The organism is Yoonia sp. JB2-21, from assembly GCF_055693545.1.
In genome coordinates this window covers 1,257,463-1,270,701 of the sequence record NZ_JBVFUC010000001.1, presented here as the reverse complement: position 1 = coordinate 1,270,701, position 13,239 = coordinate 1,257,463, and the positions used below count along the sequence as shown (strand labels likewise).

Below are 13,239 nucleotides of genomic sequence, written 5' to 3'. Positions count from 1 at the left end.
ATGAAAAAGCTTTTGACAACCGCAGCCATCGTGCTGGGCCTTGCCACTGGGGCTGCCGCGCAAGAAAAAACTGAATTCAAAGTCGCTTGGTCGATCTATGTCGGCTGGATGCCTTGGGGCTATCTCGAAGAGAGCGGAATCATGGACCGCTGGGCCGACAAATACGGCATTGATATCGAGATCGTGCAGATCAATGACTATATCGAGTCGATCAACCAGTATACCGCCGGTGAATTCGACGGCGTATCAGCCACCAACATGGACACGCTATCCATCCCGTCCGGTGGCGGCGTTGACAGCACCGCCCTGATTGTTGGCGATTTTTCCAATGGCAATGACGCGGTGATCCTGAAAGGTGAGGGCGATCTAACCTCATTGGCTGGGATGCCTGTCAATCTGGTAGAGCTTTCTGTTTCTCACTACCTGCTGGCACGTGGGCTTGACAGTGTCGGGCTATCCGAAGCCGACCTTGAAGGTGTCATCAACACATCTGACGCCGATATGATTGCCGCCTTTGCCACAGATGATGTGCAGGCGGTCGTCACATGGAACCCGCTGGTATCCACCATTCTGGAAGACCCCGCCGCAACCAAGGTTTTCGACAGCTCTGACATTCCGGGCGAGATTATTGACCTGATGGTGGTCAACACTGAAACGCTTGAAGCCAACCCGGACTTTGGCAAAGCAATGGCCGGTGCATGGTATGAGCTGATGGCGCTGATGGCGGCGGGCAATGAAGAGGTGCTGACGGCAATGGCAGAGGCTTCGGGTACCGATCTGGCCGGATACAAAGCGCAGCTTGCCTCGACCGAGATGTTCTATGACCCTGCCGATGCGGTCGCATTCACGCAAAGCCCAGAGCTGGCCACCACGATGGTCAACGTGGCCGCGTTCCTTTTCGATAAGGGCATTCTGGGCGAAGGCGCACCGTCTGCGGATTTCGTCGGCGTGGAATATCCCGATGGCAGCATCACAGGTGATGCGGGCAACGTGCAGTTCCGTTTTGATACGACCTACATGCAAATGGCCGCCGACGGCAGCCTGTAATCGGACCGCGCCCCGGGTTTGACCCGGGGCCTCCACGCTGATGCGCCTGATTAACATAAAGCCCGGACGCCCGCTGGCGCTGTTCCTTGTTTTGCTGCCTTTCGTGGCGGCTTTGGTTGTCTATGCGATCGCATCTGACATCCGGCTGGCTGCGAACCCGTCAGACAAGCTGTTGCCTGCGCCCAGCAAGATCGGTGAAACGATGCTGCGGCTGGCAACCGAAGGGGATAGGCGCAGCGGCCGCATCCTGTTTTGGCACGATACATGGGCCAGCCTGAAACGGCTGGGGCTGGGTATTGGTATTTCAGCGTCACTTGGTTTGATCTTTGGCTTGTTGATCGGATTGCTGCCGGTGGTTCGCAGTTTACTGGCACAATTCGTGGCAGTATTGTCGATGATCCCGCCTTTGGCCCTGCTACCCATCTTGTTTATCGTTTTTGGGTTGGGCGAATTGTCAAAGGTCGTGCTGATTGTCGTCGGCACGTTGCCGTTCATCATTCGCGACCTCAGCCAACGCACGCTGGAAATTCCGCAAGAATTGCTGGTCAAGGCGCAAACGCTGGGCGCATCCACATGGGTGATTGCCGTCCGCGTGGCGTTACCGCAGGTGATGCCACGTCTGATCCAGGCGGTCAGGCTATCGCTTGGCCCCGCGTGGCTGTTCCTGATCGCGGCAGAGGCGATTGCCTCTGATTTGGGCCTTGGCTACCGCATTTTTCTTGTGCGCCGCTTCCTCGCGATGGATGTGATCCTCACTTACGTGATATGGATCACGATCCTCGCCTTCACCATCGACTGGCTGCTGCGCTGGACCTCGCGCCGTTTCTTCCCTTGGGCGGAGGAAGGGTTATGAGCTTCGTGACGGTCGAGGATATCTTTCAGACCTATGACAACCGGCCCATCCTTGAACGGGTCAATGTGACGGTCGATGAGGGTGAATTCATCGCCATTGTCGGCGCATCGGGTTGTGGGAAATCCACGTTTCTGCGGCTGTTGTTGGCACAAGAACGCCCGACGCGCGGCGAGGTGCGGATTGCCGATGCGCCCCCCGCGACAGAGCCGGGGCTGGATCGCGGAGTGGTCTTTCAGAAATACTCGGTCTTTCCGCATATGACCGTCCGTGAAAACATTGTGGCGGGCGAAAGTCTGCGGTCTGGGTGGGGCCGGTTTTTCGGAGAGCAGGCAAGAGCGGCGCGCGAACGGGCCGACGCTACGCTCAAACGTATCGGGCTTGATCATGTCGCAGGTAACTACCCCGCAACCCTGTCAGGTGGCATGCAACAGCGGCTTGCCATTGGTCAGGCGCTGACCGCGAAACCGCGCGTTTTGCTGCTGGACGAACCCTTTGGCGCACTGGACCCTGGCACGCGGCTGTCGATGCATGACTTCCTGCAAGACCTGCGGGCCGAGACTGGGATGACCGTTTTCATGGTCACCCATGATTTGGAAGAAGCCTTCAAGCTGGGCGACCGCGTGCTTGTCTTCGACAAGCCCCGCTGGGACCCGCATGACCCGTCCCGCTATGGGGCGACAATCACTTACGACTTTGATGCCCGCGATGGCGGCATCCCCTATCAAAAACTCAAGGAGGATACCCATGTTCTACAGGCCAACGGATAGATCACGCTCGCACCACCCGCGTGACCATCGGCATCAGGCGGTGCGGCATCACCATCCTGACATGACGAAACTGCGCGGCTGGAAGGCCATGCAGGCCGAGGCAGACATTCCCGGCAGCGGTTGGGCGGAGGAACGCAAATGGGCGCTGCGCATGGGCCTGACGGGTGCCGATAGCATTGAAGACAAATCCATCCCCACTTTCGCACGCGGTGAGCTGCCGCATTACGCGGGTATCAACACGTTCCTCAAGGCCCCCTACGCCGAGGATGTGACGGAGGTGAAAGACTATGACGCCACTGTTCTTGGCATCCCGTTTGACGGGGGCACAACTTATCGCGCCGGCACCCGGTTCGGACCGCAGGGCGTTCGCAAAATCTCGGCGCTTTATACGCCTTATAACTATGAAATGGCGGTCGATCTGCGTGAGCAGATGACACTGTGCGATGCAGGTGATGTGTTCACGATCCCAGCCAATATCGAAAAGACATTTGACCAGATCAGTCGTGCCGTCAGCCATGTGGCCTCATCCGGATCTTTGCCAATCATGATCGGGGGGGACCATTCTATCGGGTTCCCTTGTGTACGCGGCATTGCGGAATGTACCTCCAAGAAAATCGGCATCGTGCATTTCGACCGCCATGCCGACATTCAGGAAAAGGATCTGGATGAGCGGATGCATACGACACCGTGGTTCCATTCCACCAACCTGCCAAACGTACCTGCCAAAAACCTCGTGCAAGTCGGCATCGGCGGCTGGCAGGTGCCGCGCGATGCAGTCAAGGTCGCGCGGGATCGTGAGACGAACATCATCACCATGGGCGATATGGAAAAGATGGGCGTCGATAAGACCGCCGAGATGGCGCTGGAGATGGCGTGGGACGGTGTGGACATGGTCTATATGTCCTTCGATATCGACAGCATCGACTGCGGCTTTGTCCCCGGCACCGGCTGGCCCGAACCGGGTGGTTTCTTACCGCGTGAAGCGCTCGCGCTAGCCTCAAAAGTGGCAGCAGAGGGTATCTGCGGGATGGAATTGGTTGAAGTGGCACCACCCTACGACCAATCCGAGATCACCGCATTGATGGGCACACGGGTGATCGTGGATGTGTTGGGCTCCCTCGTGGCCAGCGGAAAGATGGGTGCACACAAGCGGCATATCGATAAACCCGTTGAAATCCCTCATGGCGAATTTGAAGGAAAGCGGTGGTCCAATGCCACATGATATCGTGAACGGTCACATCGGCCATAACCACAGCCATGATGGCGATCATCTACACAGTCATATGCCCGATGCCGACAAGGCAGAGGAACTGCAGGTCCTCACGACGCAATTCATTGATGGGTTCGTCGGGGCCAAAGACAAGATGTCCTATCTGCGACTTGCCGGGGTGCCGCTAGAGATCGACGCCCCCGACGGTGGCCCGAAGATGAAACTCGTCGATGTGCAACTGACAACTGAGTGGCAAGTTGGCACCGCCTCACCCTCATTCGGATCACAAGAACTGTCCTATTTGCCCTATCCAGGTGACCTGGTGACAGAGCGGACCAATCTGGGTTTTGTCTATGTTTCCCTGAAGGCCAAACAGGTCAACGACCTGCGCAGCTTTCTGCAGCAGCACCCCGCCGCAGAGGACGTCTCATGAGGTATCTGACAGCCACATTCACTTTGCTGGCGACACCAGCCTTGGCACACCATGAGGTGGTGGTCGCCACCTCAATGGTGCCACTCATTGCCGGGTTCGCTGTTATAGCAGTCGGCGTCGCAGCCTTCGTTCGGAAACGTGTGCGAAAGAAATAACAGCGGATGGATGCTGAAACGCCTTGTGCGATGAACACACCCGAACGCGCTCATACTTCTGTCGCGTTCCAAAACTTCTGCTCGAATAGACTGCAATGGTGAGTGATGAGAGGTCTACAATGGGCTGAGGGGGCGCAACCGTAGTTCAGTTTCGCCGGTGCAGCGAAAGTCTAAGAACGCTCCTCGATCGGCATTCAGGCAGCGCGGTTTCCGCCCACCCCAGAAACCTTGATCACCAGGCGAAGAAGCGGCGGCCCAATATCAAAAATTTGGACATTTTGGTTGCCTGTACAGAACAAATTAATGCCCGATAGGACAAGTTGCCCGCAACTTTGAACTTACAAGAGTGTGGGGCGACACATAGTTTTACCTTTTTCACATCGCTAAGTCATTGATTTTGTCCACCCCACAAAATGGGAGACACATCACTCTTACCTTTTGCGACTCATAGCTTTGCCTTCCTCGGCAAAGCGGCCGTTCATAGATTATGCGGCTAACGGCGGCAGAGAGCCCAACCCGGTCATTGTAGTATCATGCTGTACGCGCACGCAGCAAAAGACTTGCCGCAGTTGCATTGAGAACGACTCTGTCGGAGAACAGGCCGAACCTGACATCACGTTTGTGCCCGCGATAGTGCCATCCTGACCTGATTTGCGAACTTTAGCGCGGCGACTGGCAAGGTGCGTCCTTTGAGATGTCCGAGGTAGAGTTCTCCTCCCGCAACGTCTCGCGAGGCGATTGGAACGAAGGACATGTCCGGGCGGGCAAGAGCGTTCAAGCCAACGGGAATCTGAAACCCGATCCCGTGACCATAGGCTGCAAAATGGCGCACCATGTCGAAACTATCGGTTTCTAGCGCGGGCTCGAGCTTTCCACCAAATCGCGCCGCGGCCTGATCCAGAAGAACGCGCACGCCAAATTGTCTGGCAGGCAAAACGAGGTCGTATTCGAGACATTCCCGCAGCCGCAGGCTTTTGCGATCAGCCAATGGATGCGCGGCCGACATCACCGCCATGACCGGTTGATGAACCGCGTGCAGCACTTCAAAGTTGACCATATGCGCTGGTTCAAACACCAGTGCCAGATCGCTTTCGAAAGTCACCAGATCCTGTTCTGCCTGAATACGGTCGCGCACGTTCACGCTGAATGTGACATCGGGAAACTCGGCGCGATACTTTGAAATCTCGCGCGGCAGAAAGTATGGAAGAAGCGCTTGAGAGCAGGCGATCTTGACGTGTCCGCGCCGCACACCTGACAGGTCTGCTACTTGGCTATGGACGCGTATCAGATCCTGCCTTTGAAGGCGGATATGGTGGAGGAGCAGCTCTCCCGCAGGATTAAGCCTCATGCCTCTGGGAAGGCGCTCAAAAATTTCGGATCCAAACTCTTCCTCAAACGCCTGTATGCGTCGGTTGAGCGCTGAGGCGGTAATATTGGTATCCTCTGCCGCTTTCCGAATGGACCCAGAGCGATGCACAGCCTCGATCATGTCGTAGATGAGCAAATGGCGCATGATACGTGTCCCGGCAGGAGTGACATCTAAGCGCTGCATTTTTTGCATCACTCTGCTTCAACTTTAGCATTTGTGCGCAGCACTGGCCAGTGTCAAACAAAAAGCAATCTTCTTGTTGCTCGCAAAGGACTTGCCATGACGGACACTTCTCGCAGAAATTTTCTCAAATTGACCGGCACAACGATGGGCGCGGCAATGTTGCCATTTCTCAAGGCGATGCCTGCTCACGCGCAGACTGGCGGCACCATCGTTGTCGTTTCAGGCCAAACCATTAACAGTCTCGACCTGCACCGCACCGGCACCAATCGCGCCTCCTATCAGGTGGCTGTCAATTGCTATGACCGGCTTGTCAGCTTCGGCACGAAAGACGCGCCTGGTGGCGGGCTGTCTTACGACTACGACACGATTGTGCCTGAGCTGGCCGAAAGTTGGACCATCTCGGATGATGACCTGACGATGACCTTCAAGATCAAGTCGGATGCGACGTTCTGGGATGGGCGCAAGGTCACCGCGGCGGACGTGAAGTGGTCGTTTGACCGCGCAGTCTCTGCTGGGGGCTTCCCAACAGTGCAGATGAAGGCTGGCGGGCTGGAGCGTCCGGATCAGTTCGCGGCTGCGGACGAGGAAACCTTTGTCATCACATTGGACAAGCCTTCCAAATTGACGCTGCCAGACCTTGCAGTGCCTGTGCCGTTCATCATCAACTCCGAAGTCGCAATGGCCAATGCGACCGATGACGATCCTTGGGCCATGGAATATCTCCACATGACGCCTGCAGGCTCTGGTGCTTTCAAGGTCGCGCGTTGGGATCAAGGTCAACAGCTTGTTTATGAACGCAACGACGCTTGGGTTGGTGGGCCGCTGCCCGGCTTTGAGCGCGTGATCGTGCGCGAGGTGCCAAGCCCGGCAACCCGCCGTGCTTTGATTGAACGGGGCGATGTGCAGATGTCGTTCAACATTCCCAACAAGGATGCCGCCGAGCTTGATGCAATGGACGGTGTGGATGTCTATTCCACACCGATCGAGAACTGCATCCACTGCCTTTGCCCGAACTTCAATTTCGAGCCCTTCCAAGACGCGAATGTCCGCAAGGCACTGGCCTATGCCATTCCTTATGAAGCCATCTTCCAAACCGCAGCCTATGGCCGGGGTGCGCCTATGTGGGGTGGAGAGGCTGAGATCACCGATACGGCATGGCCACGAAAGTCGCCCTACATGACGGACCTCGCCAAGGCCAAAGAACACATGGCCGCGTCCGGTTTTGCCTCGGGTTTCGAAGTGCCGCTTTCAATCAGTCTTGGTCTGGCAGACTGGATGGAACCCACAGCGCTTTTGTTGCAAGAGGCGTTTGGGGAGATCGGGATCAACACCCAGATCGAGAAAATCCCCGGAGCGAATTGGCGCACTGCGGCGCTGGTCGAAAAGCGCCTGCCTTTGCATCTTGAGAACTTCGGTGGCTGGCTGAACACCCCTGATTACTACTTCTTCTGGGCGTATAAGAACGGTCACCTGTTCAACTCATCCAACTATCTCAACGAAGAAATCGAGACGTTGGTCGACAGCACGCTGCACATCCCCATGGATGATCCAGCCTACGCACCCAACATCAAGCGGATGTTTGAAATTGCGTTTGAGGACCTACCACGTATTCCGCTTTGGCAGCCAGCCTTGAACGTCGCAATGAATGATGCGGCAGGTTACGAGTTCTGGTTCCACCGTCAGCTTGACGTGCGTCCGCTGACCACGGCCACAAGCTGATGGCCGCACGCAGCAAAATGATCCTGGGCCGTGTGGCCCAGGCAATCCCAGTGGTGATGGGCGTTGTCGTGATTTCATTCCTGCTCACGCGCGCCCTCCCAGGTGATCCGGCTGCCTATTTTGCCGGTCCTGCCGCCGATGAGGCATCCATCGCAGAAATCCGAGAGACACTTGGTCTCGATAAACCGCTTTTTCAGCAGTTCTTTTACTATGTTGGCGATTTGACCCGTGGCGATTTGGGAACCTCGCTGACGACCGGACAGGCCGTGCTTACTGATTTGGGTGCACGTCTGCCTGCTTCGCTGGAGTTGACGCTGGTGGCGCTTTTGCTCTCTTGCGCCATTGCGATCCCGCTTGGCGTGCTTGCGGCAACGCGGCCGGGCACTTGGGTCGATCACCTTTGCCGTGTCCTTGTGACGGCAGGGGTGTCAATGCCGACGTTCTTCACCGGCATCTTGTTGATCTACATCTTCTACTACCTCGCGGGTCTCGCACCTTCACCTCTTGGGCGGCTCGATTTCATCTATCTGTCGCCACCAAATGTGACGGGTTTCTACCTGATCGACGCCGCTCTCGCAGGCGACTGGGAAACCTGGCTGGGTGCGCTGAAGCAGCTTATCCTGCCCGCGACGACTCTGGCGCTGTTCACACTGGCACCTATCGCACGGATGACCCGTGCCGCGATGCTGTCGGCACTGTCCTCGGACTTTATCCGTACCGCCCGCGCGGCTGGGCTCAGCGACCGCAAAGTGCTGTTTGGCTATGCGTTCCGAAACGCGCTGCTGCCCGTCGTCACAACGCTCGGGATGGTCTTTTCCTTTACGCTAGGAGCAAACGTTCTGGTCGAAAAGGTCTTTGCCTGGCCCGGCATCGGTTCCTACGCGGTCGAAGCCTTGGTGGTTTCGGACTATGCCGCCGTGCAAGGCTTCGTCCTTGCGATGGCACTCCTTTTTGTTGCCCTGAACCTTGTGATCGACATCGCTTATGCGCTGATTGATCCGCGTATCGGGCTGAACTGATGGCTGATATGACTGCATCAACTCCTGACACGACGCGCCGCAAGGGCGACACGACGCTTGGACATATCGTCTATGTGCTGCGCGACAACCCGGTCACGATGCTTGCCTTTGCGATGCTCGCATTCTTCCTGGGATGCGCATTTTTTGGTCCGGCGCTTGTTCCTTATGATCCCTTGGCCACGAATGCAGCACGCGCGTTGGAAGCACCAAGCTGGGATCACTGGTTTGGAACGGACAACCTTGGGCGCGACGTATTCAGCCGGGTCATCGTCGCCACGCGACTGGACCTCACTATTTCGGTTGCCGCAGTTGCACTCAGCTTTGTGATCGGCTCAATCCTCGGATCCATCGCGGGGTATTGGGGCGGTTGGCTGGATGCAGTTCTGAACCGATGCCTTGATACGATTATGGCGTTCCCATTGTTTGTGCTGGCGATGGGCGTTGTCGCGGCCCTTGGCAATACTGTCGAGAACATCATCTACGCCACAGCAATCATCAATATCCCCTTCTATGCGCGCCTTGTGCGTGCCGAAGTCAACATTCGTCGCCATTCTGGATTTGCGCAGGCGGCAAAGCTCGCCGGGAACAGCGATCTGCGCGTGCTTGCGGTTCATATTTTCCCGAACTCCTTGCCACCGATGATGGTGCAGGTCTCGCTGAACCTCGGCTGGGCCATTCTGAATGCGGCGGGCCTTAGCTTTATCGGGCTCGGCGTGGCACCGCCAACGCCGGAATGGGGAATCATGGTCGCCGAAGGGGCAAACTTCATCGTGTCAGGTGAATGGTGGCTCGCTGTCTTCCCCGGTCTTTGGCTGATGCTGGCCGTGTTCACATTCAACCTGCTTGGCGACGGTCTGCGCGATATCGTTGATCCTCGGAAAAGGACCTGAGACCTATGCTGTCGATTAAAGATCTCTCCGTCGCGTTCAAGACCCGCAAGGGCGAAGTCAATGCAGTGCGCGGCATTTCCCTTGATGTTGCAAAGGGTAAGACACTTGGCATCGTCGGCGAAAGCGGGTCGGGCAAATCTGTCACATCCTACGCGCTGATGCGCATCCTTGATGCGGGCGGTGAAATCCGCACAGGCGAAGTCGTTTATGGCGGGATGGATCTACGCGCGGCGTCCGAGAGGGACATGCGCGACATACGCGGACGTGAAATCTCGATGATCTTCCAAAACCCGCGTGCGGCTTTGAACCCTATCCGGCGCGTCGGGCATCAGGTCGAGGACGTCCTGATCCGTCATGCACAGGCCACAAGGCAAGACGCCAAGGCTAAAGCCATCGCAGCGCTGGAAGCAGTCAAGATCAACGATGCTGCGGCGCGCTATGATGCTTATCCGTTCGAGTTATCGGGCGGTATGTGCCAGCGGATCGTCATCGCCATCGCTCTTGCCTGCAAACCACAGCTCCTCATTGCAGATGAGCCCACCACAGGCCTCGACATCACGACACAAAAGGCTGTCATGGACCTTGTGGGCGACCTGGCCCGGGAACGCGGCATGGGCATGATCCTGATCACTCACGACCTTGGCCTTGCGTCGCAATATTGCGACCGGATTGTCGTCATGAAAGATGGGCTGATCGTCGAGGAAGGTGACCCGCAGAAGCTTTTTACGGATCCGCAGCACGCCTATACACGCAAACTGGTGGACGCTACGCCCCGTGTTGGCGCATCAATCCGCAACCTACTTCCCCCGGAAACCCGGACCGCTGAGCCTGCACATAAGGTCCACGATCGCCCCCTTCTTGAGGTGCGTGATTTGGTGAAGACCTACCCCGGCAAATCCGGTCCGGTGCAGGCTGTCAAAAGCATTTCGTTCCAAATCAAAAGCGGTCAATCCCTCGGTCTCGTTGGCGAAAGCGGTAGCGGCAAATCCACCACCTCTGAGATGGTCGTCCGCCTTCAGGACCCAACGTCCGGAAACATCCTGTTCGACGGACAGGACATTGCGGCCACCCCCTCGGCCCGTTTTATGCGTCACCCCATGCGCGGCGAAATCCAGATGGTGTTTCAGGATGCGACAGACAGTTTGAACCCACGTGGTACAGCAGCCTCGGCCATTGCTGAACCGCTTGCACGGATCGCCAGAATGCGTGGCAGCAAGCTTAACGCGCGGATCGCCGAACTGGCGGAACTTGTTGGCCTGCCACAGCCGCTTCTCAGCCGTTTCCCGCACCAGCTATCGGGTGGTCAAAAGGCCCGTGTCGGCATCGCCCGCGCGATTGCATTGGAGCCAAAACTCCTCATCCTTGATGAGCCGACGGCGGCGCTGGATGTATCCATTCAGGCGATCGTGCTGAATTTGCTTGTTGACCTGCGTGCGCAGATGGGAATGTCGTATCTGTTTGTCAGCCATGACCTGAACGTGGTCCGACTGCTTTGCGATGAAGTGCTTGTTATGAAGCACGGCGAAATCGTGGATCGCGGTCCCACGGCTGCCGTGATGGATAATCCCAGCCACGCTTATACCCGTTCTTTGATTGAAGCCGCGCCCCAGCCGCCAAATCCCGTTGCCGCCTAAATATCGAAAGCCCAGATCTATGACCCATGACATGCCTTTGACACTAACAGCCCTGCAAGACGCTTTTTTGGGGGTGCCACGCCATCTGATATTGTCCGCGAAGTCTATCGTCGGATCGACGCGGTGAACGATCCTGCAATCTTCATCCATTTGCGCCCCATGGAAGACGTGATCGCGGAGGCCGATGCTTTGCCTGCACGTTCCGCTGAACAACCTCTGTGGGGCGTGCCATTCGTGGCGAAAGATAACATCGATGTCGCGGGCATCCAGACGACGGCAGCTTGCCCCGCCTATGCCTACACGCCGGAGCAAGACGCTTTTGTAGTAGCAAAGCTGCGCGCTGCGGGGGCCTTGGTGATCGGCAAGACCAACCTTGATCAATTCGCAACTGGCCTTGTCGGTGTGCGCTCACCTTACGGTGTGCCGCGCAACGCGATTGACCCTGACATTGTCCCCGGCGGTTCATCGAGCGGGTCAGGTGTGGCGGTGGGGCACGGCCTCGTCACGTTCTCACTGGGAACAGACACAGCAGGATCGGGCCGCGTGCCGGCTGCGCTGAACAATATCGTCGGTCTCAAACCGTCGCTAGGGGCGCTTTCGGCCACAGGCGTGGTGCCAGCCTGCCGTACGCTTGATACGATTTCGATTTTCGCCACCAATGTGACAGACGCGTTTGCGGCCTTTCAGGTGGCCTGTGCCGAAGACGTAGATGATGCTTATTCAAAGCCCATCGCAGCAGGACACGTACAGCCCTGTCCGCCGTCCTTGACCATTGGCGTCCCAGACGCGGCTTCACGCATTTTCTTCGGCGATGATGTCCAGGCAGCCTCTTTTGAGGCAAGTCTTGCAATGCTCACGGCGCTTGGAGCCAGCATTGTCGAGCTTGATTTCAGCCCATTTTATGCTGTCGCGGAGATGCTTTACGAAGGTGCCTGGGTTGCCGAACGCTATACAGTCGTCGCAGACCTGATGCGCGATCAGCCAGACGCGCTCCACCCAACCACTGCCAAAATCATTGGCGCTGCCGAACAGCTTTCCGCAGCCGATGCCTTTCGGGGAATGTATCGCCTCAAAGACCTTGAACGTGCAGCGCGCGATATGATGGCAGGCGTTGATATGCTCTGCGTCCCCACCATCCCGACCTTCTATTCCACAGCCGATCTCGACGCGGACCCCGTCACACCAAATTCGAACCTTGGCACCTATACGAACTTTGTGAACCTTCTGGACATGTGCGGTATCGCAGTCCCGTCCGACCTACGTAGCGACGGGCGTCCAGGTTCTGTCACACTGCTTGCGCCCAGTGGGAATGATGCAAAAATCGCCAGTGTCGCAGCAGAATTTGCCGGGGAAACCATAGCAGATTCACCGACACAAGCGACAGACGAGGAGATCGCCATAGCGGTCTGCGGCGCGCATATGTCCGGCATGGCACTGAACAGTGAATTGACGTCGCGCGGCGGCCGGTTGCTCAAAGCGACACGCACCGCGCCGCGCTATCGGCTGTACGCACTTGCTGGCGGCCCACCGCAGCGGCCAGGACTGCTAAGAATTGAAAAGGGATCGCATATCGATCTGGAAGTATGGGCGCTTCCAAAAACGGCGGTGGGTGGATTTCTGGAAGGAATTCCAGCGCCCCTCTCGATCGGCACAGTCGAGCTGGAAAGCGGTGCGAAGGCGCATGGTTTCCTCGTTGAGACAACAGGTGTCCAAGGCGCTGACGACATCACCCATCTGGGCGGTTGGCGGCAGTATCAGGCGCTGCAACATGTGCCGGTGCCTGAAGCGGCAGATTGACTTGAGCTCACGCTTCTAATGCTATGAAAAGCTTGCCGCACCTGCACAAATCGGCTTTGTCCGCTGTTCGTACCTTGAAATAGCTGCAGCTGAGTGGCCGGTTTGATCAACCATCGCAACAACTTTAGCGAGAATTTTCCGATAAAAACGAAGCTAGAACGTC

At 57.1% G+C, this 13,239-nt stretch carries 12 protein-coding genes; 11 read left to right on the top strand and 1 reads right to left on the bottom strand.

The features are described from left to right. The 6 genes from ACZ1G5_RS06375 to ACZ1G5_RS06350 are packed head-to-tail and all read left to right on the top strand — an operon-like array spanning window position 1 to window position 4,465. On the top strand, window positions 1-1,047 hold the full coding sequence (locus ACZ1G5_RS06375; protein WP_472732048.1) for a putative urea ABC transporter substrate-binding protein: 1,047 nt from the start codon (window positions 1-3) through the stop codon (window positions 1,045-1,047). Between the two features lie 40 nt (window positions 1,048-1,087). Continuing rightward, window positions 1,088-1,900, top strand: a complete 813-nt coding sequence (locus ACZ1G5_RS06370; protein ID WP_472732047.1) for an ABC transporter permease — start codon at window positions 1,088-1,090, stop codon at window positions 1,898-1,900. Then, entirely contained in the window at window positions 1,897-2,667 is a 771-nt protein-coding gene (locus tag ACZ1G5_RS06365) for an ATP-binding cassette domain-containing protein (protein ID WP_472732046.1), read from the top strand. Before ACZ1G5_RS06370 ends, ACZ1G5_RS06365 begins: the two co-directional genes overlap by 4 nt. Further along, window positions 2,645-3,889, top strand: a complete 1,245-nt coding sequence (locus tag ACZ1G5_RS06360) for an agmatinase family protein (protein ID WP_472732045.1) — start codon at window positions 2,645-2,647, stop codon at window positions 3,887-3,889. Before ACZ1G5_RS06365 ends, ACZ1G5_RS06360 begins: the two co-directional genes overlap by 23 nt. Further along, a complete protein-coding gene (locus ACZ1G5_RS06355) occupies window positions 3,879-4,310 on the top strand; it encodes a hypothetical protein (protein ID WP_472732044.1) in 432 nt (143 codons plus the stop codon). The genes ACZ1G5_RS06360 and ACZ1G5_RS06355 overlap by 11 nt, the downstream gene beginning before the upstream one ends. Further along, entirely contained in the window at window positions 4,307-4,465 is a 159-nt protein-coding gene (locus ACZ1G5_RS06350) for a hypothetical protein (RefSeq protein ID WP_472732043.1), read from the top strand. Before ACZ1G5_RS06355 ends, ACZ1G5_RS06350 begins: the two co-directional genes overlap by 4 nt. Before the next feature lie 613 nt (window positions 4,466-5,078). Here ACZ1G5_RS06350 and ACZ1G5_RS06345 read toward each other — a convergent pair. Further along, complete coding sequence (locus tag ACZ1G5_RS06345) at window positions 5,079-5,978, bottom strand: LysR family transcriptional regulator (RefSeq protein ID WP_472732042.1); 900 nt, start codon at window positions 5,976-5,978, stop codon at window positions 5,079-5,081. Between the two features lie 135 nt (window positions 5,979-6,113). Between ACZ1G5_RS06345 and ACZ1G5_RS06340 the strand changes: the two genes are divergently transcribed. The 5 genes from ACZ1G5_RS06340 (at window position 6,114) to atzF (ending at window position 13,076) form a co-directional block, all read left to right on the top strand. Continuing rightward, window positions 6,114-7,736 (top strand): ABC transporter substrate-binding protein, encoded by a 1,623-nt coding sequence (locus tag ACZ1G5_RS06340; RefSeq protein WP_472732041.1) that lies wholly within the window; start codon window positions 6,114-6,116, stop codon window positions 7,734-7,736. Next, complete coding sequence (locus ACZ1G5_RS06335; protein ID WP_472732040.1) at window positions 7,736-8,755, top strand: ABC transporter permease; 1,020 nt, start codon at window positions 7,736-7,738, stop codon at window positions 8,753-8,755. Before ACZ1G5_RS06340 ends, ACZ1G5_RS06335 begins: the two co-directional genes overlap by 1 nt. Continuing rightward, on the top strand, window positions 8,755-9,645 hold the full coding sequence (locus ACZ1G5_RS06330) for an ABC transporter permease (protein WP_298838485.1): 891 nt from the start codon (window positions 8,755-8,757) through the stop codon (window positions 9,643-9,645). Before ACZ1G5_RS06335 ends, ACZ1G5_RS06330 begins: the two co-directional genes overlap by 1 nt. Before the next feature lie 5 nt (window positions 9,646-9,650). Continuing rightward, window positions 9,651-11,279, top strand: coding sequence for a dipeptide ABC transporter ATP-binding protein (locus tag ACZ1G5_RS06325; RefSeq protein ID WP_472732039.1), 1,629 nt, complete (start codon window positions 9,651-9,653; stop codon window positions 11,277-11,279). A 123-nt stretch (window positions 11,280-11,402) separates the two neighbouring features. Next, window positions 11,403-13,076 carry an allophanate hydrolase gene (gene atzF / locus ACZ1G5_RS06320; protein WP_472732038.1) on the top strand — a complete coding sequence of 558 codons (1,674 nt, stop codon included), beginning with the start codon at window positions 11,403-11,405 and terminating at the stop codon, window positions 13,074-13,076. Window positions 13,077-13,239 lie beyond the last annotated feature (163 nt).

Excerpts from the sequence above, each read along its gene's own strand:
- ACZ1G5_RS06345 (WP_472732042.1), bottom strand. The coding sequence starts at position 5,978 with ATGCGCCATTTGCTCATCTACGACATGATCGAGGCTGTGCATCGCTCT.
- ACZ1G5_RS06330 (WP_298838485.1), top strand. The coding sequence starts at position 8,755 with ATGGCTGATATGACTGCATCAACTCCTGACACGACGCGCCGCAAGGGC.
- ACZ1G5_RS06335 (WP_472732040.1), top strand. The coding sequence starts at position 7,736 with ATGGCCGCACGCAGCAAAATGATCCTGGGCCGTGTGGCCCAGGCAATC.
- ACZ1G5_RS06365 (WP_472732046.1), top strand. The coding sequence starts at position 1,897 with ATGAGCTTCGTGACGGTCGAGGATATCTTTCAGACCTATGACAACCGG.
- ACZ1G5_RS06370 (WP_472732047.1), top strand. The coding sequence starts at position 1,088 with ATGCGCCTGATTAACATAAAGCCCGGACGCCCGCTGGCGCTGTTCCTT.
- ACZ1G5_RS06375 (WP_472732048.1), top strand. The coding sequence starts at position 1 with ATGAAAAAGCTTTTGACAACCGCAGCCATCGTGCTGGGCCTTGCCACT.
- ACZ1G5_RS06350 (WP_472732043.1), top strand. The coding sequence starts at position 4,307 with ATGAGGTATCTGACAGCCACATTCACTTTGCTGGCGACACCAGCCTTG.
- ACZ1G5_RS06355 (WP_472732044.1), top strand. The coding sequence starts at position 3,879 with ATGCCACATGATATCGTGAACGGTCACATCGGCCATAACCACAGCCAT.
- ACZ1G5_RS06325 (WP_472732039.1), top strand. The coding sequence starts at position 9,651 with ATGCTGTCGATTAAAGATCTCTCCGTCGCGTTCAAGACCCGCAAGGGC.
- ACZ1G5_RS06340 (WP_472732041.1), top strand. The coding sequence starts at position 6,114 with ATGACGGACACTTCTCGCAGAAATTTTCTCAAATTGACCGGCACAACG.
- ACZ1G5_RS06360 (WP_472732045.1), top strand. The coding sequence starts at position 2,645 with ATGTTCTACAGGCCAACGGATAGATCACGCTCGCACCACCCGCGTGAC.